Below are 24,963 nucleotides of genomic sequence, written 5' to 3'. Positions count from 1 at the left end.
CCTACAGCACTTTAGGGAGTTGCCCCAGCTTTTTGAGGCGCTCTAATAATTCGTCAAGCTTACCAGGTGCAACGATCGCCGTCAGGTCATCTAATCGCGTCAGAATCAGCGGTGCAGTCCGGGGGTTAGAAGTCAGCGTATCGAGTAGAAGCGGCGTAGCAACCTCAATCAGTGACACCCGATCGTGCAAGGTTGCAATTCCTTGATTTGAGGAGACAGCTTTGCGTTTCGCCATAGCAGATAAGACTTGACAGCATTAAACATCAGAATATCGCACTCACGCTGATTCTCGATCAAGGATTCGTAAGATTGCGCTGCTCAGTGAGCGATCTCGAGGGTGAACAATGCTGCTGCCGCGAGTGCTGCTATTGTCCGAACCTGATTCCAAAACGTCCATTTGGCGAGATAACTGACCCATAGACTCGAACCTTCAGGGCTGTCTGGCTTGACGATCGCTAGTGCGTCGTTTAACGGCACATTGCCTACGATCGTCACCAGCACTGTGCCAACAAGGTAGAGCAAACTGCCGACTAGCAGGTAGGCGGCACTGGGTTGATGCCAGTTTAATAGCGATGAGATAGCCAGAAGGATGCAAGCTACAGCGGTTCCCAAGAACGCTGTCATAAACAACGGATTGATCACTGTGATGTTAATGGATTGCATAGTGGCAATGCCCTGTGCGGGTGGTTGTCGGGCAAGGGCATTCATCACGAAAGTAGAGAAAGCGAAGAAGACTCCAGCGATCAGCCCACAGCCGAGTGCCGAGAAAAGCTTCAGTGCGATCATAAAACCTCCTGTAGAGTGCAACCTTGTCAGCGCATTAGGTCATTGTGATTTGTGCGCTTGGCTCCAGATGTGGAGTAACACTTTAGTTATCATTTTACCAACTTAGTGTCATCAGAATGGGTAAGCCTGAAAGTATGGCAACTAAGGAGTTTCAGAACTTTCAGTGGTTTTCAGAAAATGAAGCATCTGACTCAGAAGAAGTAGAAGCCCAAAAGCATGAGGTTATTACCAATCTTTCCGAAGCAGCAAAACTTAGGCTAGAAGCGATCGAGGATCTGATAGCACCGCGCGATCACGCCACTTACGGTCAAAAACTCAGAAAGTGGTCAGAAATATTTAGAAAGTTAGTCCGAACAGTTCAAAGACTGATTAAGAATTGGGAGAAACGAGGTTTACTTGCCATAACCGATGACGCTAGAGAGACCAGGAACTCACCCGCCCTAGCTCGCAGCTCAGCTTCCTGAAATCGATGGGCAATACTGGACTCGAACCAGTAACATCCTGCTTGTAAGGCAGGCGCTCTACCATTGAGCTAATCGCCCGATTGACTATATTGTATCAGACAGTGCTAGTTGTCTATACGATTTAATTTAGAATTCTTTGCGCCTTCACACTCATGCCTTCTGGTCGCACTCACGACAGCATCACCCTCTGGAGTCTGCCCCTTGTAACGGGGGGGGCCTTTGCGCTGACTCAAAGCGGCAATCTAACTCTCGTGGTGTCGGGCGCTTTTTTAGTCGGCGGATTGATGTTTGGACCCGATTTAGACATCTACTCGCAGCAATATAAACGCTGGGGATTTTTGCGCTGGATCTGGTTGCCCTACCGTAAGAGTATGCGTCACCGATCGTTCTTTTCTCACGGGCTGATGATTGGCACGATCGTCCGAATTCTTTATCTCATCGTTTGGGTCGCGATCGGGGGCAGCATTCTCATTTTGAGTGGGGCGATCGTTCAACAGCTTTTAGGCACGATCGACCACTGGCAGATATTGGCTCAGCAGAGGTTTGAAACCAGTATTGGAATGATTAGACAATCACTACAGCAACACTCTGGTGAATGGATCGCAGGCACGATCGGATTAGAGTTAGGTTCACTCAGCCACAGTATTAGTGATTGGCTCGTGTCTGCTTATAAAAAGAAAATGAAAAAGCTGGGCAAAAAACGGGCAAAAGGATGAGCGATAGAGTAGAGACTGCCCTCTGAAGGACTTAACATGATTCCATCAAACCAACGCGTAACCCTCGACGCGCTACAGCACCTGATTGAAGTCGTTGCCAAGCTACGATCGCCCGATGGGGGTTGCCCGTGGGATTTAGCCCAAACTCGCGAAACGCTGACTCCCTATGTGATTGAAGAAGCGTATGAAGTGGTAGACGCGATTCGCACTGGAGACCATGATGCGATCGCTGAAGAGTTAGGAGATTTGCTGCTGCAGGTGGTGCTGCAATCTCAGGTTGCCAGTGATGAGGGGCAGTTTGATCTGTCATTGGTGGCGCAAAAGATTAGTGAAAAACTGATTCGACGGCATCCTCATGTGTTTGCTGACGTAACGGTTGAGAATCTGGACGAGATTCATCGCAATTGGGAGCAAATCAAAGCGGCTGAAAAAGGGCAAGACTTTGCAGAAACGCAGCGGTTAACGTATCAGCTAAAACGCTATGCCCGATCGCTCCCGCCGTTAATGGCAGGCATGAAGATTTCCCAAAAAGCCGCCGCCGCTGGGTTTGAGTGGAACACGATCGACGATGTTTGGGCAAAATTTCAAGAGGAATTAGCAGAATTTCAGCACGCTCTGGCACACGAGAGTAAAGCTGCCCAGCAGGCAGAATTAGGCGATGTGTTGTTTACCCTAATCAATCTCGCTCGCTGGCACGATCTCGATCCGTCAGAAGCCGTTCAGGGCACCAATCAGAGATTTATTCAACGATTGATGCAAATCGAAGCGGTTATCGATCGTCCGCTGGCAGATTATAGCCTGGAGGAGTTGGAGCAGTTTTGGCAGCAAGCTAAGGCAAACCTCGCCAAAGAACGGGCAGCAAAAGACCAGTGACACCGATTTTGCGAATGAATGCGACCGATCGCGCGTTTACCCCATGCCGTAGAGACGTTCCACCGGAACGTCTCCACCCGATGCAGCAACGACGATGGTGTTGCAATCAAACATTAAATTGGAACGAGAACCACGAGCGGTCGATCGTCCTAAAATCTTTATCCAAACTTGAAGATTCAGTACCTACAATCTGTGGTTTAACTGTGTGAGAAGAATCCTAGATTTTTTCAGAAGGTCTATGTCTTAAGCAGGGAGTGAGAATACCCATTCGGCTCGTCTACCGAGGATTTACTGAACTTATTTTTTCAATTCATAATTTAGGTGTAGTATGAACAACTAAATTCATCCATTTGTTATTTCATCAAGGGTCTTCTGCAATGCCTGTGCTGCCGTTTGAAATTATTGAGCAATATCAACTAGAAGAAAGTGAGCGAAGTCCTAATCGTAGTAACGCTCAACTTATTTATTTTTTACAAGAAGATCTGTGTCTTGCCCAATCGTCGATCGCGATGGCAATTCGCTATGCCAAACAAGAGCGTGGACCGTTGCCGATGGTGCTTTGGCGCTATGGATTGGTGTCTCTAGAGCAGCTTAATCAAATTTTAGACTGGCTAGAAAAGTAGTCTTTACTATTGCCGACTCATCTTGTTGAGTAGCCACAGCGAGGCGGCGATCGCTATGAAATGTGCCAAAATCACATTGATGCTGGCTTGCACGACGAGAATGTCGAGGGGTTTAATAAACTTCGATTGGTCGGTGTTGATAAATCCTGCTGCCCCTTGACTCAAGGCTTTTCCAAACAGCAGCCCGATAATCGCTTCGGCTCCGAGCAGCGCCAGCAAGATTCCGACTAAGCTCGCGATCAGTCCAGTTCTCAACGCTTGAACTGCGTCTGCCTTTTTGGGACGGGTAGAAGCAGCACCCTGCAAGCGGCGACCGATCGGAATATAGCGAAACACCGCCCAATACATATTAAAGCCTAGCGCTGCAATGCCGCAGACGGTCAAAATCACGCCGACATTCGTTCCAGGATTGTTGGCTGACTGATCTCCTCGACTCGCGATCGGGGCAAATAGCAAAATCGCACCGGATACGATCGTCAACACAAGCTGCGACCAAAAGCTAATCCAACCCGTGAGCCGGAAGGTGCTGGCAATCTGCTTGAGCGTGGGTGAAGAATCAGATTGCGTCAAGACAATACCTCCCGTCAGAACAAAATTGACAGCCTAATAGCAGTCTCGCATGTTTGGGCGATCGACAGGATGAAGCCAATCAAAATCCTTTGAGAGGGCACTCTAGTCAGAGCGCTTTTTTAGACGATATGAACCTTCCCCGACCTCCCCTTTCTGCAACCGATATTCGATCAGCCTTTCAACAAATTTGGGGATATGACGACTTTCGATCGCCACAAGGTGAAATCGTTGAGACGTTGCTTTCTCAAACCGATGCTCTGATTATCATGCCCACGGGTGGCGGAAAGTCGATTTGCTTTCAGCTTCCAGCATTGATGCAAACCGGATTGACGCTCGTGGTTTCGCCGCTCGTTGCCTTAATGGAAAACCAGGTGCAAGAGTTGCGGCAGCGTCGGTTACCTGCGGCGTTGCTGCACAGCGAACTTCCTGCTCCGCAGCGCAAACAAGTGCTTTTGGCGATCGAGGCTCAACGACTCCGACTGCTCTATCTCTCGCCCGAAACGCTCTTGAGCACCTCAGTTTGGCAACGCCTCTGTGAGCCGAGCCTGCAAATCAACGGCATTATTCTCGACGAGGCGCATTGTCTGGCGCAGTGGGGAGAGGCTTTTCGACCTGCTTATTATCGACTGGGTGCGGTGCGATCGGCGCTATTGCAGCACAAACCCGCCGGAACTCAAATCGCGATCGCTGCTTTTACCGCAACGGCTGATCCTCAAGTTCAGCAAGTTATCGAGCACGTTCTGCAATTAAAGAGTCCGCAGATTTTCAGGCTTAATCCCTATCGCAGCAATCTCAGTCTGACGGTGCGATCGGTGCAGACTCCGAGAGGACGACGACAAGGGTTGCTGACGTTCATTCAGGCTCAACCGAAACAGGCGGGATTAGTCTACGTGCGGACGCGGCGAGACAGCGAGGAGTTGTCAGACTGGCTGAGGCAGAAGGGGTATAAAACGGCAGCTTATCATGCAGGATTGGGAGCTAGCGATCGTCGTCGCATCGAGCAGGCGTGGCTCACGGATACGCTTCAGTTTGTGGTCTGCACTTGTGCATTCGGCATGGGGGTCAATAAGTCGAATGTCAGATGGATTGTTCACTTCCATGCGCCATTTTTGCTGAGTGAATATGTGCAGGAAATCGGACGAGCGGGACGAGACGGCAAACCTGCAAAGGCGCTAACGCTAGTGAGTGGCTGGCTCGATTCGGAAGACCAACAGCGCTGGAAGTTTTTTGAAACACAAGGACAATTGCAGCAGCAAACAGCAGAGAAACTTCTGAAAAAGCTGCCAAAGCAGGGAAACGTGACGGAGGTTGCCAAGCAATTTAAAGAAAGTCCGATCGCGCTTTCACGATTGCAGAATCTCGGACAGTTAACGTGGTCAGATCCCTTTCATTACACGATTCATCAGTCTGACCGTTCTCAAACGTCGAGCCAGTCTAACTCAACGCGACCAATGCGAGACTATCTTAAAACACGAGAATGTCGTTGGGGCTTCTTGCTACGGGCGTTTGGATTTGAAGATGAGGCGACGGGCTTTAAATGTGGAAGTTGCGATCGCTGCAAACAAGGGCATTGCTGAAATCCGCCCTCACCTCCAACCCCTCTCCCATAGGAAAGAAGCGCTAGAAATCTTGTTCCCTCTCCTTGGGGAGAGGGCTAGGGTGAGGGCAAATTCATCGTTTCGCAGCCGAATTTAGCAACGACTTTTAATCTTGCTCAAAGACTTTGCCTAGTGCGGCAGGCGGAGCGCTGCGGATCAGTTCTGATGCAGTCCGATCGAGCGGTGAGGGCAACAGCTTTAATACTCGCTCTACCCACTCGCTAGATGTCAGCACTAATAATAGAATCATCAACATAAAAGGAGCAACATTAAACACCTGAGACGGAATCGCAGGAATGCTGCTTTGAGCAACACTCGCCAACGATTGTAAAATGCCAAAGAGATAACAACTTAACGCGACTCGCAGCGGATTCCAACCGCCGAAGATGACGATCGCTAACGCAATCCAGCCATATCCCGCCGTGTGCATATGACTCCAACCCGCTTTAAAATCGAGAGAAAAAGCGGCTCCCGCGATTCCCATCATGGCTCCCCCGATCAGCGTGTAAATGTAGCGCATTTTGACGACATTGGTTCCTCTCGCAAAGGCGGCGTTGGGCTGCTCTCCGATCGCTCTCAGCATCAGTCCGGCACGAGTGCGATAGAAGTAGACCCAAACCAGGGCGATCGCGGCATAGCTGAGATACACTAGCAAGTCACTTTGAAACAAAAGATTGCCTAAAAGGGGAAGATTCTGCAAGCCGGGAATCTTAAAGCTCGGCACTGTCGGACCGGGAATTCTCACGAAGGAATTGCCCAAAAACGACGATAAACTAGCTCCTAATAATGCCAATACGAATCCGATCGCGACTTGCGATTGTTTGAGCGTCAACGTTCCTAACGCGACGATCAGCGCGATCGCGGCTCCGACAACAGCGGCTCCTGCAAATCCGGCTAAAAGGCTGGGCACTGTTCCCGATCCTTCGAGAGTTTTGGCGATTGCAAAGCTGGTCATCGCGCCGAGCAAGATAGTGCCCTCGGCAGAGAGGTTAATCACCCCGGCTCGTTCAGCAATCGTCTCGCCCAGACAGGCAAACACGAGGGGTGTAGAAGTCGCGATCGCCGTCGCTAAAATAGGAGTTATTTGAGCAATATCCATAGGTCATAAACCGATCGAGTGAGTTGACTGTCGTTTCCGTCAATAGCCTTTATGAAGGGGGGTTGTTGAAGGTTTGCGGAGCGATTCGCTCACTCCTCTTGCCAACAGCACAAACAAAACGAGTGTTCCTTGAATCACACCTGCGAGAGACGATTCTAGATCTAAATCTAATGGAAGCTGTAGACTACCGATATTCAGAGCGCTAAAGAAAAAAGCAACGGGAAGGATAAACCAGGCATTCAAGCCGACTAACATCGCAACTAACAGCGCTAGATAGCCTAGACCGCTAGAAATATTGGGGATCAACCGATGGAAAACCGCTAATACCTGCAACGCTCCAGCGATGCCAGCAAACCCGCCACAGATTGCAAATGCACTCAGCAATTGTCGAATAGACGGAATGCCCAAGACATAAGAAGCGCGAAGATTTTGTCCTACGGCTCTTAATCGCAAACCGAAATAGGTTCCTCGTAAAATGATTAATGTGATAGCGACAGCCGCGATCGCGATCAACAGCGCGATCGGACTCGCATCTGTATTACCAAACGTCGGCAGCCACAACGATTCTGGAAACTGCTCAGTGCCACTCATGGAGGCAACTCCTTCACGCTTCCAGGGACCGAAGATTAAATAGAGCGCTAAACCATCGGCGACAAAGTTTAAACCTAACCCCGAAAAAATCTCGTTAATGCGTCCATAAACATTTAGGACTCCAGCCAGCAATCCCCAGAGAGTGCCTCCAACACCACCCATTAAAATCGCTAGAACGATCACTAGCGCTGGAGGCAACGAATCCTGAGTGAGACGAATCGCCAACGTAGAGACGATCGCACCAAAAGCAATCTGACCTTCAATCCCTAAGTTATATAACCCGGCTGTGAATGTGAATAACAATCCGCTTGCACAGAGCAAAAGTGGTGCAAGCGTTGCGATCACTCGTGCGAATTGACCTACGGTGCCGAATGCACCCGACCACATTGCAGTGATTACAGAAGGTGGAGACGCGCCCACTACTAGAATGATTGCTGTGATGAATACGATCGCGAGTGCGATCGATGCAAGCTGATAATAAAAAATTCGTTTAGTCATGAAATCACGGATGGTTCTAATGTGTCGCTCAATCGACCGCCGATCATCTGTCCTAAACGATCAGCAGTGAGATCAGAGACGGCGATCGGGTGAGATGCCTGACCTCCACTAAACACAATGACCCGATCGCTATATCGCATAATTTCATCTAAATCGGATGACATAAACAAAATCGTTGTCCCGGTTTGGCAGCGCGCAATCAACTGTTGCCATACCCACAATACGGACTCAATGTCTAACCCGCGAGTCGGATGTTCCATCAACAACAGATTTAAGGGGACGGGCAGCAATGCTAACTGAGTCCGTTGTTGATTGCCGCCTGACAATCGCTCTACAAGGGTGTTGGGCTTACCGCGAATGTTGAAGGTTGCGATCGCTTGCACCGTTTGCTTTAAAGTCTCTTTCCAATCGACAAACAAACTGCGACTCGGAGTCCGTAGGGCAACATGATCCTGAATCGATAAGCCACTCACCAACCCATCCTTTAAGCGATCGGCGGGTAAATAGCCAATCCCGCGATCGAGATACTTTGAGTAGGATTCGTGAGTCATTTCTACGCCGTTGACGCGAATCTGACCTGTAGACGCTCGCAGCAGCCCAGCACACATCAATAGAAGCTGTTGTTGTCCACTGCCTTCAAGTCCGGCGAGTCCGATGACTTCACCTTTATAAGCAGTCAAATCGCCTAAGCGAAGCGTCAAGCGATCGGTGTCAACCCGAATCTTTTCTAACTGCAAAGCGGGTTCAGATTGACGCGTTTGGGGCTTGAGCGGGGGAGCCAATTCGCGACCAAACATCAGATCGATCAGCACAGCATCGGGGCACGGAATTTCAGCCCGTCCCCTGACTTTGCCGTGTCGGAGAACGGTGACTCGATCGCATAATTCTTCAACATCTTCGAGCTTGTGAGAGACAAAAATAATCGATTTGCCCTCGCTGGCTAACTGCTTCATTGCCTTAAATAATGCGGTCTTTTGAGAGGCAGAAATTCCGGTCGTGGGTTCATCTAAAATTAGGGTGCTGACCCCTAGCGATAAGAGGCGCAAAATTTCTAGCTGTTGCCGTTCGCCAACGGTGAGATTTGCAACCGTTTCGTAGTGATTGAGGTTGAAGTTAAAGTGAGTCGATAGCTGCTGTAGTTGGCGAAGCGATCGCTGCCGATCAATCAACCCCGTCCCGGTTTTGCCCACTATAAAATTGTCTAATACCGACAGCGGCGGAAAGTCTAGCGGGTCTTGGTGCAGCATCCCGATTTTGCGGGCGATCGCGTCGGCAGGTGTTTTAATCTCAACCGATTTTCCGTCGAGTAAGACCGCCCCCGAATCTCGACTGATAAACCCACTCAGCACTTTCACCAGCGTACTTTTTCCGGCTCCATTTTCACCCAAAAGTCCGTGAATCGTACCCGCTTCAACCGTGAGTGAGACGCGATCGTTAGCGTGAACATTGCCAAACCGTTTGGAAATATCTTTCAGTTCAACTTTCATGTACTAAAGAAATTTAGAGTCAACTGATTGAGTGTTTCAGAAAGTTTGAGTTCTCAGTTTTATAGAGGATTCCACTGTGCAATGTTTGCGTTAACTGAGAACTCAAAACTCATTCGTCAAACCACTACTTACTCGATCCTTCCATTCCTGCTAGCAATTGCGGTAGATACCAGATTTGCTGATCGGTGGCGACTTCCCCCTCTTTTAAGAAAGGCGTTCCGTCCTGAAAGTTTAAAGGACCTTTGAAGGGGTTAATGCTGCCATCTCCCAAGCCTTTGATAAACTCATCCAAAAACTTTTTGTTGTCGCCTAGCGCGGCTCCTTCGTTAAAGCCAACCATCGATGTTTCGGGATTGTTGATATTTTTCCAATCGGGAGGAAGCCAGGTAAACTCACTGACATATTTGCTGTCGATCGCTTTCTTAATCGAGTTGGCGTAGGGAAACGACCAATTGTAATAGGGCACTCCCAGACAAATATCAGGCGCTAAGTTGCAGCCAGTTGCTAGATCGTAGTGAACAAATTTCACTTTTTTTCCCGCTTCCGCCGCCTTCTTGCCCTGCACTGCTACTTCGGGCGTATCGATGCCTGACATCACCACATCATAGCCCCCGTTGTAGTAGTCATCTGCCACTTTGGTCGGGTCTAACGTCTTACCGGGAATGTTGAACCAAAATCCAATCCAGGTGACTTTAAAGGTGAGGTCTTGGGCTGGTTTTTTGCGGTAGTTTTCCCAACAATATTTTGCACCTACATAGGCAGATGACGCATAGCGGCGCGTTTCATCATTAATCAACGGTCCGAGATAGCCGATTTTCCCAGTTTCAGTGCCCAACGCCGCCGCACAGCCCGCAATCATCTTGCCATACTCCATGCGCCCCATGATGTTGCCCAGGTTTGGCTGATTTTTGAAGTTTTTGCCCTCTTTCCAGGCGTAGTCACCAGAGGCGTGAATCACCGTCACATCAGGGTGTTTTTTCGCCGTGGCAAGCGCATCGTCTTTAAAGTCATCAGAGTTAAAGATCACAAACTTGGCACCTTTGTTGATCAAATCATCTGCAACCTGAGAGCCTTTGACATTCGGACGATCGGCAACATTCACTTTATCAACATACTCCAGTTTCGTCCCTGGAATGGTCTTGAGAGCCGCCTGAATTCCTTCAAACTGTGCCTGGTTCCAGCCGCCATCTTGTTTAGGACCGACCAACACCATGCCAACCGTAAAGTCTTTTGCAGCCCCGGTTGCTGGACTTTGAGGGGCTGAATCCGGTGCCTTTGCACTGGGGCTACACGATCCTAAAAGCAATCCTAAAGCAGTGACCCATCCCCAGCGTTTTAGCGTTGGGTTATTCATCGCAGTCATCGTCAAACCATTTAGTCTCATTGGTGATCTCTATAAACACAAACTTGCAGGATACAGTGTGTGAGGGCGAACAAAAAGGGCGAATAATTCTACTTAACGCGATCGCTCCGCTCTAAAATGTATCGCAGCAAACCATCTACTCGATCGCGCCGCGCACTAAAATTACTGTACAGGCACACTGCCGCGCAATCTCTTCAGGAATGTTGCCGTTAATGACTTGTTGTAACAATCCTTCTCGCGTCGCACCCAGCACAATCACATCGCACTGATCTTTCTGCGCCAGATCCACGACTGCCTCAGAGACCGAATTGGCACAGACCGATCGAAGCACCACCGGACACCGCAGGCGATTGCTTAAAAACACCATCGCATCCTTTAAAGCTTCTAAATCAGACGGCAACTGCTCTGCCTGATGAACCTGACACAGAAAGACCTGGGGCTGTTGAGTCAGACGAGCAAATGCAGGCAAAAGCTGAATGGCTTGGCGAGAGTTAGGTCCGCCTGCGGTGGGAATCAGCCAGCGATCGAGCGTCGGCGGAGCGTCATGAGATGCAGACGGTGGGGTTTTAACCAGCACAATCTCACAGCTTGCTTGCCGAATAAGGGTATCCACGACGCTGCCAAATACTCGCTCTGGGGTTGACGTGTTGCCCTTCCAGCCCATCAGCAGCAGATCAATGTGACGGTCTTTAATCGCCTCTAAAATAGCGTAAGCGATATCGTGAGTGACCCGCACTTGCGTATGCACCGGAATTTGCCACTCTTCGCCAAGTCGGGCAGCACGTTTTAACAAACGACGGCTGATCGTAGTAGAAACCGCCGTCTCAGCAGGCGACTGGTGCCGAGAGATCAGAATCACCTGCAAGCATTCCAACTCATAGTTGCGCTCACGGGCGATCGCGGCTGCCATCTGCAAGAGAGACTCAGCCGTTTGAGGGTTAGCGATCGGGACGAGCAACCGTCCTTGTCCGATCGAAGGGGCACGAGTTTGATACACCACATAAGACGGCTCTATCTTTAATCCGGCTTGTTTATCGCCACTCAGTTTGTCTGCTTCAGCACGAATAATATCGGCGCGGGTAATAATGCCTAACAGTTTGCGGCGATCGAGCACGGGCAATCGACTCACTTTAAAACGATTCAGCAGATAGAGAACCTGAGTGAGGGGATCAGTCGGACTCACCGTGACCGGATTGGGAGTCATGATCAAATTAAGGAACTGATCCCCCGCTAACTGGCGATCGGTAATTCTCGTCAAATCAGCTTGGGTGATGATGCCGACTAACTTACCACTATCGACTACCGGAAAGCCGCGATGGTGCGATCGTGCAAATGCCTGCATCGCTTCATCTAAAGTCATCTGACTCGAAACGGTTTTGACGCGACGCTGCATAATATCGGCGGCAGTCAGCCCAGAAAGACGAGTGTCGATCGCCGTTTCGGGCTTGAGATGAATGCCGTTTGATGCCAGCAGATGTTTATAGATTGAGCCGTTGTAGGTTGTTTCAGCGACCAGATAAGCCGTGACAGACCCGATCATCAAGGGCAACACGAGATTAAAATTGGTTGTCATTTCAAAGACAATGACGATCGCGGTAATTGGACCTCTGGTCACAGCGCTAAAAAAGGCTCCCATTCCCGTCAGGGCTAAGGTAGTGACCAGTCCTTCCCCAAACTCAACGCCCAGCGGAATGCCCATTCCCTGGATGTTTTGAGCGGCGGTGCTGACAAGATAGCCCAGGGCAGACCCCAAAATCAGAGAAGGTGCAAACAATCCTCCAGGCGCGCCTGACCCAAATGCGATCATCGTCAGCAAAAAATTGGTGACAAAGATTGCGGCGGTGATTTTCCACCCTAGCTCACTCGTAATCCAGACTCCTTGCAGACCCGACGTGTCGCGCAACACGGCTGGCAAGAAGGCGACTGCTAGCCCAGAGATCAATCCTGCAAACCCGATTCGCCACGGCAGACCCACTTTTAGAACGCGACGATTAAATTGCAGACTTAATAAGATTCCACGATTAAACAAACTGCCTAGCAGTCCTGCTAGAATCCCCAACCCGATAAACAGAGGCAGTTCGGCGATCGAGAAGCTGGTGTGTAGCCCGGTCATGTTGACGTTGAGTCCGCCGCCGCCGAGCAGCCGAGACACGACCGCGCCGACAAACGAGGCGAGAATAGCGGTTCCCAAAGTCAGCCCCGATACGTCTTGCAGCAGTTCTTCAACCACTAGGAGAACTCCAGCGATCGGGGCATTAAATCCAGCCGCGAGTCCGGCGGCGGCTCCGGCGGCGATCAGTTGTCGTCGATGATCGGGTGAAGTGGGCACCCAATCGCTGAGTTGGGCAGCGATCGCGGCTCCGATCTGCACGGTGGGTCCTTGCCGTCCTAACGTTAAGCCCGATCCGAGAGAGAGCAGTGTGCTGAGAAGTTTAACGATCGCCACTCGTGCATTCAGGGCGATCGAGACGTGCCCTAACGCGGCTTTGACCTGAGGGATACCGCTTCCGGTCGCTTCGGGGGCAGCTCGTTCAATCAATAACCCACAGAGAAATCCTCCTACTGACCCCACAGCAGGCAAGACGAGCCAAACGGGATATTGATGAGCGAGGTGTAATCGCCACTCTCCGATCGCTCCGGTTCCTTGTTTGAGAGAGACGGCGGCTAACCCTGAGACTAACCCAATCAGACACGCCTCAAAGATGGCAAGTTGATTAGGTTGAAGGAGTCGAGGTAAACGCTTAAGCAGGGCACTTTGACACATATCAGTGAAAGACGGCAGGGCGGGGAGCAATCCTCATTATCTGCTCAGACCTTACCTTAGGTGAATGACGATCGTTCGTTCGCCGTTGATCCACATTGGGGTGATGCCATATCTGCAGCCCGCCCCTAATTTCAACCCAACAGCCCCGTGGAGACGTTTCGGCGGAACGCCTCTCGTGATTCCAGACGTTCCGCTAAAACGCCGATCGTGACTTTGCGATCGTCAATGCACGAATGATTGATCTGTTTTACCTCACGACCTAAGACGTTTCACCGAAACGTCTCTACGGGGGTTCTCGGATGGTGCTAATGAAACAATGGGGCATTTCACCGTTAATTGGCTTCTACCGATGCCTGAATCTCGGTTTCTTCTTGAACGATCGCCGACAATGCCTCTACCTGAACCTCTCGTTCTTGAACAAGCAGACTGCCGAGATGAATCACGGCTAACCCGACAGCAGCGATCGAAACTACATAGCTGTGAAGCGTGTAAAGGTGCTCGACCGTGACGGTTCCTACTGCGCCGCCCCCGGTAAGAATATCTCTTAGCTGCGTCCCAATCAGGGGAATCGCTTCGATCGTGCCTAATTCAATTTTAAGTCGCCAAAACCCAAGCTGATCCCACCCTAAAAGCATCGCGGTCCACGCAAGCCCGATCGCCGATAGAGTGAAGAAAATGCCGCTAATCCAAGCGGTTAGCCAACTAGGACGAAATCGCTCACCCAAGAACATCACGACGATTTGAATCAACGCCACCCCAATTACCCAATTGCCCGACAGACTGTGCATCGTGTGGACAAGCCAACCATAGGGAATGTCTGTGTCGATAGATTTGAGAGACCGATAGGCTCCGCCAGCCGACGGCTCATAGTAAAACGCCAAAAGAACTCCGCTACTGGCGGCAATCAGGGTCAACGTCAGCGTTGCCACTGCCAAAATGGTCGATAGCCGTCTAAAAATGAAGGGGAAGGAAACGTCTTTCATGAGCGCTAGACTCGTTTTGCTTGGCTGTGTGGACTTTGATTTAGATCACTCTGGCTTATCTCCACAAGGTACAAAACTTTATACTCGGTTCACTCTCTCTAAACGCAGAGATCGCGATCGTTATGCCAAATAATTCATCCACTGCGGCACCACGTCTGCCGAGCCATACCAAACGCCGCCCGATCGAGGCGAGTGTCTAACCTGATCGAGCGTTAAATTTTCTGCCCCGTCTAGGTGAGCAGACTCGATCGGACAAATTCCGTCTCCCCACTCATTTCCTTTGCCGCAGGTTAACTGATAGCTGCTATGCGCCAACCATCTACCCGGACGACGCTCTCCATAAATCGCCTTACCCGCCACGCAGACGTAGTTGACATCTGAATAGAACGCACCGGGATAAGTGAGATTGACAAAATTTAGATTCGTGCGAGTCCAGCGCTCAAAGCTGGTGTGAGGAGTTCCCAACGTGAGCAGGTTAGAGACGACAGAGTGAGCTTTCCAGGCATAGGTACGGTTCGGCAAAACTCCGTGTACATCATAGGGATATTCACCCAGATAAATTCGAGCGATCCAGCCGCCTGCTGAGTGCCCAATCAAGTTGATTTCCGACGCGTTATGGTCTTGCTTCACCTGCTCAACCGTTTGGTGAAGTCGCTCTAAAATCGGCAGCACCGATCGTCCGCCTAGCGTGGGCAGCCAATCTCGTTTGAGCAAAGGCACGATCGCGGTCGGATAGCCCGCCTCAGTCAAAATTTGCTGAAGATCTCGATAGTCGATCGCGCCTGCAAGATATCCGGGCAAAATCACAGTTGGTAAAGGCATAAGTAAACGCTAGCAGCGGAGGTATTTATAGAATTTGACGCTGGGAATAGTGGAAACAAAAAAATATTTCCACTTCTTACGCTAGGGGTATCATGAGAAGGTTAGGAGCTAGAGACCAGTGTTAGGCTGGCTCGTGACTTGATTTTAATTTGAAACGTCTGATTATGAGGATCGCCTCTGTCAGACTTGTTCTCTCAGTGTTCTGTATTCTATGCGATGTCCTTCTTGTCATCACCCAGATAATCGCGTGCTTGAGTCGCGATCGGCAGAATTGGGTCAAAGCGTGCGGCGGCGGCGTGAGTGTTTAAGATGCACTCACCGATTTACGACTTATGAACGCATCGAATTTGTGCCGATCGTGGTGCTAAAACGCAGTGGAGAACGCGAATCATTCGATCGCTCAAAGCTCCTGCGAGAACTGGTGAGAGCGTGTGAAAAAACCACCGTCATGGAATCGCGCGTCGAACGGTTAGCCGAAGAAATCGAGTCTGACCTTCAGCAGCGAGTCGGGCGCGAAGTCACCAGCGCCGAGATTATTGAACTGGTGCTGCATCACCTGCGATCGCTCAACGAAGTTGCCTATATTCGCTATGCCTCGATTTATTGCCAGTTTGACGGCATTCAAGATTTTGTAGACGCGATCGACCAACTCTACGATCGCGTCGAGCCACCTAGCTCTGAAGATCTGTCAGAAATAAATGTTCTCAATCGCTAATCAATACCCTGTTTCTGCACAAGCTCTGTTGCTATTCTAAGGAAGCCGTGTTGCGGCTAGATTTTTGTGCAGTCATAATCTATGTCTCAGCCGACTCTTTCTAATCAACTTGAGACATCCCTTCAGAGCGAGACGATCGGGCAGTTAGCGATTGGCAACGCGACTCTATCTTTAGGTTCAGCGCATGGAGCCTTGCTCGGCGATTTTGATCAGATTCCGGTGATAGAGTCAAAACTGGTTCCGATCGTCCAAATTCCCCGCGCTTTCTCAGGTCTGATCGGTCGGCAAACCGAGATCGAGTCGGCAGTCGTCGCCCTGCAAGCCAAGCAAACCGTTGAGATCTACGGTCAAGCTGGAATCGGCAAATCAGTGTTGCTGCGCTACTTGGCACATCATCCTAAGCTTACATCGTCCCATCCTGACGGCATATTTGACTTGAGTTCGATCGGGTCAGCGGGCGATCGGCTCCAAACTCTATTTGACGCGTTTTATCTCAGTTGTCCGCTCATCAAACTGTCATCAAGTGACGTTCAGCAAGCGCTTCAAGAGCGGCAGGTGCTGATCTTGCTAGACGACGACGGGTTAACGGCGAGTGAACTTCAACAACTCATTGCCGCGTTGCCCAACAGTACCTTCTTAATTGCTTCTCGCGATCGTCGCTGTTGGAAAGATCAGCGATCGATTAGGCTAGATGGCTTATCGCTGTTAGACAGTGTGACTTTAATCGGACAAGAGCTAAGACGATTTGCCTCACAAAATGTTGGTGAAACTTCCCTGCCTCCTCAAGCCAAGACGATCGAGGTGCTCTGGAGACTTTTGCAAGGGCATCCGCAGCGGCTTTTGCAAGTGGCAGCGCTGGCACGAGAAGACAAGATTTCTCTAGAGACGGTGTTAAGCCAACTTCAAGCTGACGATCTCGAATCATCGCTGACGCGGCTCATTCTTGCCTCACTGCCCAAACCCCAGCGCTGGATCATGGCAGTCTTGGTAGCAATGGGGAGAGTCGGTTTACTACCCGAACAAATTGCGGTAATTACAGGTCCGCCCAACCCTTTACCGAGTCTGCAAGCTCTGATGCACCGTCATCTGCTTCAGATCGAGGGGCACCACTACTGTTTAGCGTCTAGCCTAGTTGACGTTCTGCAAAAAGCCTCAAACTCGGCTCCGTGGATGGAAAAAGTGTTAACTCACCTACTGCCTTGGGCGCAAAGCCATCCGCGATCGCCCGATATCTTGTTATCAGAACGGGCAACCCTAGTTCACACGATTCAGTGGGCAATCAGTCAGGGTCGATGGACAGAGACTCTGCAACTCGTGCGATCGCTAGAAAGCGCACTGGCACTCAGCAAACAGTGGGGAACCTGGCAACGGGTGCTAAATTGGGGGTTGCAAGCAGCTTGGGCGTTAGAAGATTCTGCCAGTGAAGCTTGGGGGCTGCATCAACTCGGCACCTTAGCGCTCTGTCAGGAAGAAGTTACGACCGCTTACGATGCCCTCACAGCCGCAATCAGTCTGCGATCGCTGCTAGACGACGAAATGGGTGAGAGTGTCACTCGCCATAACTTGAATCGTCTAAAGGAAATCACCTTGCCAACTCAAGACGGCACTCAATCGAAGTGGGTTGCCAACCCGCTTGAGGTCTATTTGACGTTGGCGTTAATCAGCTTTTTGGTGTTTGTGTTGTCTGGGCTGATAGGGTTGGCGATCACCAATCGTTTTGGTCAACCTGCTCCACCCGTTCAACCCAAAGTGACCCCGGCTCGAAAATAGCGGCTGTCTCACTTGATCGCGATCGCCAAACTCCCAGCTTCTTCAAGAAGTCGGGGAGCTTTGCTCTGTGCTGTCAAAGTATCTAGGATTCGGGATGACCGGGTTGCCCCTTTTCGATCGCTTTGTGAATCAAATCATCATCGACGTTGCCGTGCGCCCCTGTCTCGTGCCCGATCTCTTTTGCCATTTTGAGGAAGTCACCCGGATCGCCAGTCGGTTCTGCTTTAAATTTGGTTGCTTCAGGGTCGTGCATCTCAAATGAGTGAGCCGTGACTTTTTCGGCTGCTTTTTCTCCTTCACCCGTGCGATCGATCTCACTGACGCTAAATTCTCTTGAAGCCTCGTAGTCTGACGAGACATCAACTTTAGGAGCAGGAAGACTGCCTTCTGCGATTTCTTCTGAGACTTGTTGAGCGTCGTAGCTCTGAGACGGATTCAAATCACGATTGGTTTCTGACATAAAAAGCTCCTATTATCGATTTGTTTGAGACGTTTGTTTGAGAAAGGTTTGAGTTCTAAATTCGACCCTTTCGCTGTAACACTACCAGAGTGATCCCAGCTTTTTTAACCTGTCTGAAGGCAGATTGTGCGGCTCTCTCATTGGAGTGATCTCACGCTTTGGGGAGGGGATCAAGTTCGGTCGGTAGGTAGTCGCTAGAGAACGATAAGTCCTGGTAAACCTCTAAAGTCAACAGAAATTATTTAAGGAGAATTATTATGGCTGACTCTGCAAATCGTGGCACAGTGCGATCGCAATATATTGATGAAAAGGGGCAGAAGGCGATCGAATCTTACGACAAGTTAGATGTTGATGGTAAATTAGCGTTTTTGTATTACGTTTATGAAAAGATGGGCAACTCGATCACTCCTGCGGCTCCTGCGGCTGCCGAGCCAGAGTTAGCACCCATCTTGCTAGGAAATTTTTACACTATTTCTCACCAAGACCAGCTAAACGTGATGCGTGACATCGTGAACGGCGCTGATACCAACTATTCTCGCAACTATGGAGCACTTAAGGAAAATAACCAACTCGTCGTCTGGTATGCTTGGGCGCAAGCGATGGGCAAGTCAGTCATAGGAATGCCCGAAGGCTACAGCGCATCTGAGGCAATTACAGGGGCACTGAGTCAAGTTGAAGGACTCGATTTTGATCAACAGATTTCTCTATTGAGAGAACTTGCTGGCACAATGGGCTACACCGAGGTGCAAGAAATCCCGACCCAGGCACAGACCGGAAAAACGTCAAGCCTGTAGATTTATAGGACATTGATTAGGGACAAACGAGCTTAGACTCATCATCAGGTTAGGGGACGTTGAATCTCCGGCGTTGCTGAATGCAGATATGAAATGCCCTCCTCACGAAGTGGGGCAAGCCCTCCCCAACCCTTCTCCTCAGAGGGAAGGGAGCTAGAAACTCTTGTTCCCTCTCCTTTGGGAGAGGGCTAGGGTGAGGGCAAGATATTCGTGCAGGAAGGCTAATGTAAATCTTGGAGACAGTAAAACAAGTATTACATCGCACGTTTTGGGGCACCCAATAGCCTTTGAAACTGTGGCTCATTGATGGGTGACGCAACTTGCTTCCAGCAAAATGAGACTTTGACTCTCAAAAACGACACACTCATTAGCTCGATTTGCCAAAGCTGAAGGTTTTCCCTGCTGCAACCGAGTCAAAGCCTGACTAAACGCTGGCTCAAAGCTTTGCAGCCAACTTTTATCAACTAGATAACTAGGCGTGAAGGCAGCCCGATCGAGCAGCCAAAAATCAATCCCATACTTCTCAATCATCTGCTCAACCGGGGCTAAATCTTGACCATATTGAGCCTCAATTAACTCAAGACTTCTCTGGCGAATTTGGCGATAGTAACCCAGATGAAACGGCAGGGCGTATTCTTTGCCGATTAGCACCGATCGCTGGGCAAACGTCGGAATATTATTTGCTTCATCTGAAAGGGTTGCGATCAGACTATCTTGAGGCTGCTTTTGCAGAAATTCATACAGCCCACTTTCATTGGACACTCGATAGTTTGTTGCTGGAAAATTAGATGAAAAACTGGGAAATAGAATCAGGAATGCTCCGATGAATCCAGTAAGTGTTAGTCTCCAAATTAAGGGTTTCCAACGGTGAGATCTGGCGAGATCTTCGCACTTGAGAAGTACGGCATCTAGCAAGGCGGTCAGCGTGATGCCTGCGGCGATCGCCAACACTATTCGCCAAGTGTGCGTCGTATATCGAGTCGGAAAAAACAGCTTGAGCAGCAGCGCGTGAGCCGCAAAAAAAAGTCCCAGAGACGCAAGCGCCGTCTGAGCTAAGACAATGGCTTCACTCTTAAGATGTCTGATTAATGGAAAGCGAACCGGATTTTTAGCGACGATCGACAGCCCCAAACCCGCCCAAATCAGTGGCGGCAATAGCGGGGGAAAGATGCCACTATGCTGCCCAGTGAGCCAAAACCGCCAGAGATTAGGGTCAAAATAGGGATGCCGTCCGCCAGGGTAAAGTTCTGGCATCGTCAATGCTTCAGCCTTCGTGACGATCGGGCTAAACTCCGCTGACGAGATCGCATAGGGCAACAGTGCCAGAAACCCCAATCCGGCTGCGATTATAAAAAAGGGAATGCGTTCTCGCTGGAGATGAAAATGCCAGCGTTCCCAGTTCCAAAGCCGTAGGAAGAGGACTGCGATCGTAATAAAAACCAGAGGAGGATAGATCAAAGCTTGCAGCACGATTGTGGCAATCACACCAAGCCGATTATGATGCAGCACATAATATAAGAATGCTAAGAACAATGGATAAATAAATGCTCTGGGAGTCGCAGAACTCAAATCATCTCTAAACCACAGGCTTTGATTTAGCAACAGCATTGAGATAAAACCAGCCGCAGGAATTGGAAACAGGTTTAAACAAACCCCAAACCCGTAGAGAGTTGTCACAATCCCCACTATAATAGGCAAAAGTTTACTCAGCAACAATGGTTGAATGCCAAAGCTTGCAATCAGATGATAAATCGCTGCATATCCAGATGGCGTAATCGATTTGAAATAATCTGCAATCAAATCGTGAGGGAATAGAGATGGATTGACAAATTGCTGCATCCAAAACACATATTCTCGCGCATCGTCTTGAACTATGTATTCTGCTCTAAACGCTTTTTGCAGCCCTAGACAGCCGTAATAGAGAGCAAAGCCGAGGCTGAGACTCAACCAAACTGCGATCGACGTGTGACGATCGAGCGGATCAATGGGAGCCGTTAAAAGCCGACGCAACCGCGAGACTAGCATGATGGATTTAGTAGAATTCCGACTTTCTACTTTAAGTCAATTCCGTCAACACTTGTTCATAACACTGTCCGGCGCGCTCCCAAGTGTAGTGAGTTTCGACAAACGATCGGGCTTCGCGAGACATTTGATTTCGCAGTAGAGGATCTTCAAAGAGCCGAGCGATCGCGCTCACATAATCTTCAACTCGATTTGCCCGCAGTGCTCGCAGCGGACTGTTTTCACCATCGACCGCTAACCCTTCTAAGCCCCGATCGCTGGCAACGATCGGGGTTCCGGCTGCCATTGCTTCTAGTGTTTTATTTTTGATTCCAAATCCGGTTCGCATCGGAATCACGCACACGGTTGCTCGATGTAAATAGTCTGCCATTGCAGGAACGCGACCTGTCACCGTGATATTAGGGCGATCACCTAAGCGCAACACCTCTAAAGTCGGACGTGCGCCGACTAGCGCGATCGTGGTATTGGGATATCTTTTCTGCAACTCAGGCAAAATCTCTAAACATAAGAATTTAGCCGCATCAATGTTGGCTAAATTGTCCATTGCCCCGATGAAAATGAGGCTGTGTCCTCCCGGATCTGTGGTGCGATTAGGAAATTCGGTGAAGTCTACCCCGTTGGCGATGACTTGAAACTTAGCCGTGGGATTGAACGCGTTTAACTGGTCTCGATCGTCCTCTGTGGTGACTACAATGTTTGAAAATTTATTGCAATAGCGTTGTTCATAGCGTTTAAGAAGCGGCAGATTTAAGCGATCGCGCCATTGATTTTCTGATGTCTGAGTCTGTAATTGATTCTGGCACGTTCCATAGACAGAGCTATGCACATTCACAACAGTACGAATTCTTTTTTGCCACTCAGAACGCACATAGATTTCATTGACGCTGTGTTCGCAAGTGATTACCTGATAGCGATTGGATTGAATCGCTCGATCGACCCAATCTTGCATTTCTAGCGAGTAAGAAGATAAGACGCTCGGTGGCGTTCCCTGCCGTAGAAATTGGCTAAACCGCTGAATTTTTGCAAAAAATCCTCGCTGAGAAGCGGTGTGATTTGGACGATCGAACACAACTAATTCTGCGACCCATTCTTGCAGTGCTTTGAGGTCAGCATCGGTCATATCCGGCGATGTCAGCGCTGCTAGTGTGACTTGATGATGGCGACTCAAATATTTCAGCAGATTGAAAGTTCGTACTTGCGTCCCCCCTTGAGTGGGCGGGTAGGGAAACGTTGCCGAGAGCATCAAAATGTTCATCACCACTGCCAAAAGGACTGAGTTAATGTACCCGTCTTAAGGGTTTTAGCGATTGTCTGTGCAAACCTCGCCGCTTTTGTCAATATTAGAGGCAGTTCACTGAGTTAGTTTTTTATGTCGATCGTTAGCGTTTGCATTCCGACTTTTAATCGCAAAGAGTTATTGGCGATCGCCATTGACAGCGTTCTTCAGCAAACTTACCAAGACTTTGAATTGATCGTCTGTGACGATGGCTCAACCGATGGCACATCAAACCTGATGGCTCAGTTTACAGATCGTCGGATTCACTACCTCAGACATCCTCAAAATATTGGCAAAAGTAACAATATGATTTCTGGGTTTCAAGCCGCAACTGGGCAGTATTTTATTAAATTCGACGACGACGATCGCTTGACTCCAAGCTTTCTAGAGAAAACAAGTCAGTTATTAAATAAACATCCTCATATTGATTTTGTTGGCACCGATCATTGGGTGATTGATTCTAATACGATTCGCAACGAAAGTTTGACTCAGTTCAACTCTCAAAAATGGGGACGATCGCAGCTACCTCAAGGACTGGTCAAAGATTTACTAGAAGTCACCTTCGTCAAGCAAAGCCTTCAGATTGGGGCAACGCTCTTTCGGCGCGAGGTTTTGACTGAAGTTGGCTATATGCGATCGAACATTCAAAACTGCGAAGACAATGATCTACTCGTCCGATTAGCATTGGCAGGAAAACAAGCTTATTATTTGCCCGAACGGTTGATGGAATATCGCTTTCACGCAGAACAACAGGGACTCGATCGAGCCATTTCCTACTTAAAAGATAAACTGAACTATTTAGAAAGCTTTCACTTTGAGTCAGAAAAAATAGAGAAGATTCGGCACGATCGTCTCTTAGAAACCAAACTTCTACTCGGACTTCGACTCATTCAAATCGGAGACACTCAAGAGGGACGATCTCTCATTTCTCAAGGAAAATCAGCGTCGCTCATCAAAGCCCAAATCGGACTCGTATTATCCCAACTACCTATGAATCTACGACAGAAAGTATTGACCGTTTTGAAGCAGATAAAAGCGTCGTAGGGGCATTTTTATGGGCTGCGTGTAGTGAGCGATCGTCGTCACCTCATCGAAAGAACTACTAGAAAATGATCAGTAATGAACCTATTAGTGAGGAGACGCGGGCTTCAGTAAGGGCGATCGTCTTCACGCATTTGATGAACTGGTAGAAAATATTAAAGAAGCGATCGAGCTTCGCACCATATGACGTGCAATGACCAAGAAACACAAGCTACTCTCGAAAGTCCTCAACAATCAGAAAAATGTTTCGTTCGATGACATCGTTACACTGATAGAAGCATTCGGATTTTACCGATCTAGAGTAGGAGGAAGTAACCACGTTTTTGAGCATCCTGATATTCCTGAGCTTGTCAACCTTCAAAATCAAAAAGGTCAAGCAAAATCTTACCAAATTCGACAATTTTTAGCGCTGCTTGAGCAATACAATCTCACCTTAGAAGACGCTGGAGAAGAATGAATAATTACCATATCAATGTGTTCTACAGCAAAGATGATGAAGGTTACATCGCCGACATCCCAGACCTAAAGTTTTGCTCTGCGTTTGGGGCAACCCCCGAAGAAGCCGTCCACGAAGTCGAGATTGCCAAATCGCTGTGGATTGAAGCTGCAAAAGCGTCAGGCAAGCCGATTCCCGAACCTAAATATCGACCTGCAATCTACCAAATCAGTTAGTAGTAGCGGCTAGAGAGTCATCAGTTTTTCAGAGTTTGTATTGACAACGTAAATACATCCTGTTTACACTCCAGAATATGGACGTGTATTTCGTGCTAAACGGCATTACTTTTGTTTGGAACGACGAAAAGGCGCGGAGCAATCTTAGTAAGCATGATGGAATTACCTTTCAGCAAGCTGCCGAAGCGTTTTTCGATCCCTTTCTCGTGGTTATTGACGCAAGCCGCAACCGTGAAGCGAGAGATGCTGTAATCGGACTGGATACTTGATGGAACCTGTTATGTGTGGTTCACATTGAATGCGAGGAGAACGCAATTCGGATTATTTCCGCCCGTAAAGCAACCCGTCAGGAGCGAGAAAACTATGAAAATTGAAGCATTAAAAAAGCGGTTAGATAAAAATCGTCCCATGACCAGCATCACGATTCGCATACCTGAAGATGTGGTAGAAGACTTAAAACGTCTTGCACCGTTGCTAGGTTTTTCAGGCTATCAGCCGTTGATTCGAGCTTACATTGGTCAAGGACTGCGTACCGATTTAGAGCGATTTGAAAGCGAAACGGTGACGGCGTTAATGGCAAGCTTGAAACGGCGAGGGGTGAGTGAGGAATTGATTAACGAGGCGTTGAGTGAAGTGGCTCATCGTTGATGGCTGTCATTGGTGTCTCAACGAGTCTAAACAGTGTCTTAAAGATGCGATTCACTTGTAGTTTTTGCCAATCTTTGGTTAAAGCTTGTCCCTATTTTATGGCTAGATCAGTTTGAGTAAACGGGATCTCGATCGAGCCATTTCCGGCGCTGCTGAATCGATCTATGAAGCACAGATTTTACCCTCACTCTTGTCCCCTCTCCTTTTGGGAGAGCAGGGTGGTTTCAAGTTAGCGAAAAACCTGATGGACTTGATTGGCTAGATGACGAATGCAATCTGGGAGAGTACGGCAACCCAAACGACGGGCAAGGGTAATCAGGAACGAATT

General features: G+C 49.1%; 27 protein-coding genes and 1 tRNA gene. 14 read left to right on the top strand and 14 right to left on the bottom strand.

Annotated features, from left to right (window positions below):
* Position 1 precedes the first annotated feature (1 nt).
* Both A8707_RS17315 and A8707_RS17310 read right to left on the bottom strand, forming a co-directional pair.
* Positions 2 to 235 carry a hypothetical protein gene (locus tag A8707_RS17315; protein ID WP_068818456.1) on the bottom strand — a complete coding sequence of 78 codons (234 nt, stop codon included), beginning with the start codon at positions 233 to 235 and terminating at the stop codon, positions 2 to 4.
* Positions 236 to 318: 83 nt separating this feature from the next.
* On the bottom strand, positions 319 to 786 hold the full coding sequence (locus A8707_RS17310) for an anthrone oxygenase family protein (protein WP_068818455.1): 468 nt from the start codon (positions 784 to 786) through the stop codon (positions 319 to 321).
* A gap of 116 nt (positions 787 to 902) precedes the next feature.
* Here A8707_RS17310 and A8707_RS17305 point away from each other — a divergent pair, with 116 nt between their 5' ends.
* Positions 903 to 1,250, top strand: coding sequence for a hypothetical protein (locus A8707_RS17305; protein ID WP_156518675.1), 348 nt, complete (start codon positions 903 to 905; stop codon positions 1,248 to 1,250).
* Between the two features lie 6 nt (positions 1,251 to 1,256).
* Here the strand turns inward: A8707_RS17305 and A8707_RS17300 are convergent.
* Positions 1,257 to 1,328: transfer RNA gene (locus A8707_RS17300), tRNA-Val, on the bottom strand.
* Between the two features lie 74 nt (positions 1,329 to 1,402).
* Here A8707_RS17300 and A8707_RS17295 point away from each other — a divergent pair.
* From A8707_RS17295 to A8707_RS17285, 3 genes are all read left to right on the top strand, one after another.
* Positions 1,403 to 1,966 carry a metal-binding protein gene (locus tag A8707_RS17295; protein WP_068818453.1) on the top strand — a complete coding sequence of 188 codons (564 nt, stop codon included), beginning with the start codon at positions 1,403 to 1,405 and terminating at the stop codon, positions 1,964 to 1,966.
* A gap of 36 nt (positions 1,967 to 2,002) precedes the next feature.
* The gene (mazG, locus tag A8707_RS17290) at positions 2,003 to 2,839 is read left to right on the top strand and encodes a nucleoside triphosphate pyrophosphohydrolase (protein WP_068818452.1); all 837 of its coding nucleotides are present in this window, start codon (positions 2,003 to 2,005) and stop codon (positions 2,837 to 2,839) included.
* Positions 2,840 to 3,216: 377 nt separating this feature from the next.
* Positions 3,217 to 3,462, top strand: coding sequence for a DUF2949 domain-containing protein (locus A8707_RS17285; protein WP_068818451.1), 246 nt, complete (start codon positions 3,217 to 3,219; stop codon positions 3,460 to 3,462).
* Between the two features lie 6 nt (positions 3,463 to 3,468).
* Here the strand turns inward: A8707_RS17285 and A8707_RS17280 are convergent, their stop codons facing one another.
* Entirely contained in the window at positions 3,469 to 4,032 is a 564-nt protein-coding gene (locus A8707_RS17280; protein WP_068818450.1) for a DUF3611 family protein, read from the bottom strand.
* 53 nt (positions 4,033 to 4,085) lie between these two features.
* Between A8707_RS17280 and A8707_RS17275 the strand changes: the two genes are divergently transcribed.
* Positions 4,086 to 5,609, top strand: a complete 1,524-nt coding sequence (locus A8707_RS17275; RefSeq protein ID WP_331711725.1) for a RecQ family ATP-dependent DNA helicase — start codon at positions 4,086 to 4,088, stop codon at positions 5,607 to 5,609.
* A gap of 127 nt (positions 5,610 to 5,736) precedes the next feature.
* On the opposite strand, the gene A8707_RS17270 is transcribed toward A8707_RS17275, so the two are convergent.
* From A8707_RS17270 to A8707_RS17250, 5 genes are all read right to left on the bottom strand, one after another.
* Complete coding sequence (locus tag A8707_RS17270) at positions 5,737 to 6,729, bottom strand: ABC transporter permease (RefSeq protein ID WP_082906407.1); 993 nt, start codon at positions 6,727 to 6,729, stop codon at positions 5,737 to 5,739.
* A gap of 39 nt (positions 6,730 to 6,768) precedes the next feature.
* On the bottom strand, positions 6,769 to 7,818 hold the full coding sequence (locus tag A8707_RS17265) for an ABC transporter permease (RefSeq protein WP_068818449.1): 1,050 nt from the start codon (positions 7,816 to 7,818) through the stop codon (positions 6,769 to 6,771).
* Positions 7,815 to 9,305 carry an ABC transporter ATP-binding protein gene (locus tag A8707_RS17260; protein ID WP_068818448.1) on the bottom strand — a complete coding sequence of 497 codons (1,491 nt, stop codon included), beginning with the start codon at positions 9,303 to 9,305 and terminating at the stop codon, positions 7,815 to 7,817. Before A8707_RS17260 ends, A8707_RS17265 begins: the two co-directional genes overlap by 4 nt.
* Before the next feature lie 124 nt (positions 9,306 to 9,429).
* Positions 9,430 to 10,689: a BMP family lipoprotein gene (locus A8707_RS17255; RefSeq protein WP_231948121.1), complete on the bottom strand. Its 1,260-nt coding sequence runs from the start codon at positions 10,687 to 10,689 to the stop codon at positions 9,430 to 9,432.
* A gap of 115 nt (positions 10,690 to 10,804) precedes the next feature.
* Positions 10,805 to 13,432: a chloride channel protein gene (locus A8707_RS17250; protein ID WP_068818447.1), complete on the bottom strand. Its 2,628-nt coding sequence runs from the start codon at positions 13,430 to 13,432 to the stop codon at positions 10,805 to 10,807.
* A gap of 64 nt (positions 13,433 to 13,496) precedes the next feature.
* Here A8707_RS17250 and A8707_RS28335 point away from each other — a divergent pair, with 64 nt between their 5' ends.
* Complete coding sequence (locus A8707_RS28335; protein WP_156518673.1) at positions 13,497 to 13,643, top strand: hypothetical protein; 147 nt, start codon at positions 13,497 to 13,499, stop codon at positions 13,641 to 13,643.
* A gap of 121 nt (positions 13,644 to 13,764) precedes the next feature.
* Here the strand turns inward: A8707_RS28335 and A8707_RS17245 are convergent, their stop codons facing one another.
* A complete protein-coding gene (locus tag A8707_RS17245) occupies positions 13,765 to 14,415 on the bottom strand; it encodes a cytochrome b N-terminal domain-containing protein (RefSeq protein ID WP_068818446.1) in 651 nt (216 codons plus the stop codon).
* A 120-nt stretch (positions 14,416 to 14,535) separates the two neighbouring features.
* Complete coding sequence (locus tag A8707_RS17240; protein ID WP_068818445.1) at positions 14,536 to 15,237, bottom strand: esterase/lipase family protein; 702 nt, start codon at positions 15,235 to 15,237, stop codon at positions 14,536 to 14,538.
* A 211-nt stretch (positions 15,238 to 15,448) separates the two neighbouring features.
* On the opposite strand from A8707_RS17240, the gene nrdR reads away from it, so the two are divergent.
* Both nrdR and A8707_RS17230 read left to right on the top strand, forming a co-directional pair.
* Positions 15,449 to 15,952 (top strand): transcriptional regulator NrdR, encoded by a 504-nt coding sequence (nrdR, locus tag A8707_RS17235; protein ID WP_068818444.1) that lies wholly within the window; start codon positions 15,449 to 15,451, stop codon positions 15,950 to 15,952.
* An 81-nt stretch (positions 15,953 to 16,033) separates the two neighbouring features.
* On the top strand, positions 16,034 to 17,722 hold the full coding sequence (locus tag A8707_RS17230) for an NB-ARC domain-containing protein (RefSeq protein ID WP_068818443.1): 1,689 nt from the start codon (positions 16,034 to 16,036) through the stop codon (positions 17,720 to 17,722).
* Between the two features lie 82 nt (positions 17,723 to 17,804).
* Here the strand turns inward: A8707_RS17230 and A8707_RS17225 are convergent, their stop codons facing one another.
* Positions 17,805 to 18,182, bottom strand: a complete 378-nt coding sequence (locus A8707_RS17225; protein WP_068818442.1) for a hypothetical protein — start codon at positions 18,180 to 18,182, stop codon at positions 17,805 to 17,807.
* A gap of 257 nt (positions 18,183 to 18,439) precedes the next feature.
* Here A8707_RS17225 and A8707_RS17220 point away from each other — a divergent pair, with 257 nt between their 5' ends.
* A complete protein-coding gene (locus A8707_RS17220; protein ID WP_068818441.1) occupies positions 18,440 to 18,976 on the top strand; it encodes an orange carotenoid protein N-terminal domain-containing protein in 537 nt (178 codons plus the stop codon).
* A 300-nt stretch (positions 18,977 to 19,276) separates the two neighbouring features.
* Here A8707_RS17220 and A8707_RS17215 read toward each other — a convergent pair whose 3' ends face one another.
* Together A8707_RS17215 and A8707_RS17210 are read right to left on the bottom strand one after the other, a co-directional pair.
* Positions 19,277 to 21,001, bottom strand: a complete 1,725-nt coding sequence (locus A8707_RS17215; RefSeq protein WP_068818440.1) for a hypothetical protein — start codon at positions 20,999 to 21,001, stop codon at positions 19,277 to 19,279.
* Positions 21,002 to 21,032: 31 nt separating this feature from the next.
* On the bottom strand, positions 21,033 to 22,253 hold the full coding sequence (locus tag A8707_RS17210; RefSeq protein WP_068818439.1) for a glycosyltransferase family 4 protein: 1,221 nt from the start codon (positions 22,251 to 22,253) through the stop codon (positions 21,033 to 21,035).
* A gap of 114 nt (positions 22,254 to 22,367) precedes the next feature.
* On the opposite strand from A8707_RS17210, the gene A8707_RS17205 reads away from it, so the two are divergent.
* From A8707_RS17205 to A8707_RS17185, 5 genes are all read left to right on the top strand, one after another.
* On the top strand, positions 22,368 to 23,318 hold the full coding sequence (locus A8707_RS17205) for a glycosyltransferase family 2 protein (protein ID WP_068818438.1): 951 nt from the start codon (positions 22,368 to 22,370) through the stop codon (positions 23,316 to 23,318).
* A 190-nt stretch (positions 23,319 to 23,508) separates the two neighbouring features.
* Complete coding sequence (locus tag A8707_RS17200; RefSeq protein ID WP_068818437.1) at positions 23,509 to 23,772, top strand: type II toxin-antitoxin system HicA family toxin; 264 nt, start codon at positions 23,509 to 23,511, stop codon at positions 23,770 to 23,772.
* Complete coding sequence (locus A8707_RS17195) at positions 23,769 to 23,987, top strand: type II toxin-antitoxin system HicB family antitoxin (protein ID WP_068818436.1); 219 nt, start codon at positions 23,769 to 23,771, stop codon at positions 23,985 to 23,987. Before A8707_RS17200 ends, A8707_RS17195 begins: the two co-directional genes overlap by 4 nt.
* A 77-nt stretch (positions 23,988 to 24,064) precedes the next feature.
* Complete coding sequence (locus tag A8707_RS29800) at positions 24,065 to 24,256, top strand: BrnT family toxin (RefSeq protein WP_231948120.1); 192 nt, start codon at positions 24,065 to 24,067, stop codon at positions 24,254 to 24,256.
* Between the two features lie 94 nt (positions 24,257 to 24,350).
* A complete protein-coding gene (locus A8707_RS17185; RefSeq protein ID WP_068818435.1) occupies positions 24,351 to 24,635 on the top strand; it encodes a hypothetical protein in 285 nt (94 codons plus the stop codon).
* Positions 24,636 to 24,963 lie beyond the last annotated feature (328 nt).

This window comes from Phormidesmis priestleyi BC1401 (genome assembly GCF_001650195.1).
In the GTDB taxonomy this organism is placed as follows: domain Bacteria; phylum Cyanobacteriota; class Cyanobacteriia; order Leptolyngbyales; family Leptolyngbyaceae; genus Phormidesmis_A; species Phormidesmis_A priestleyi_B.
The sequence above is the reverse complement of the archived record's forward strand: the minus strand, read 5'-3'. Positions and strand labels throughout refer to the sequence as shown.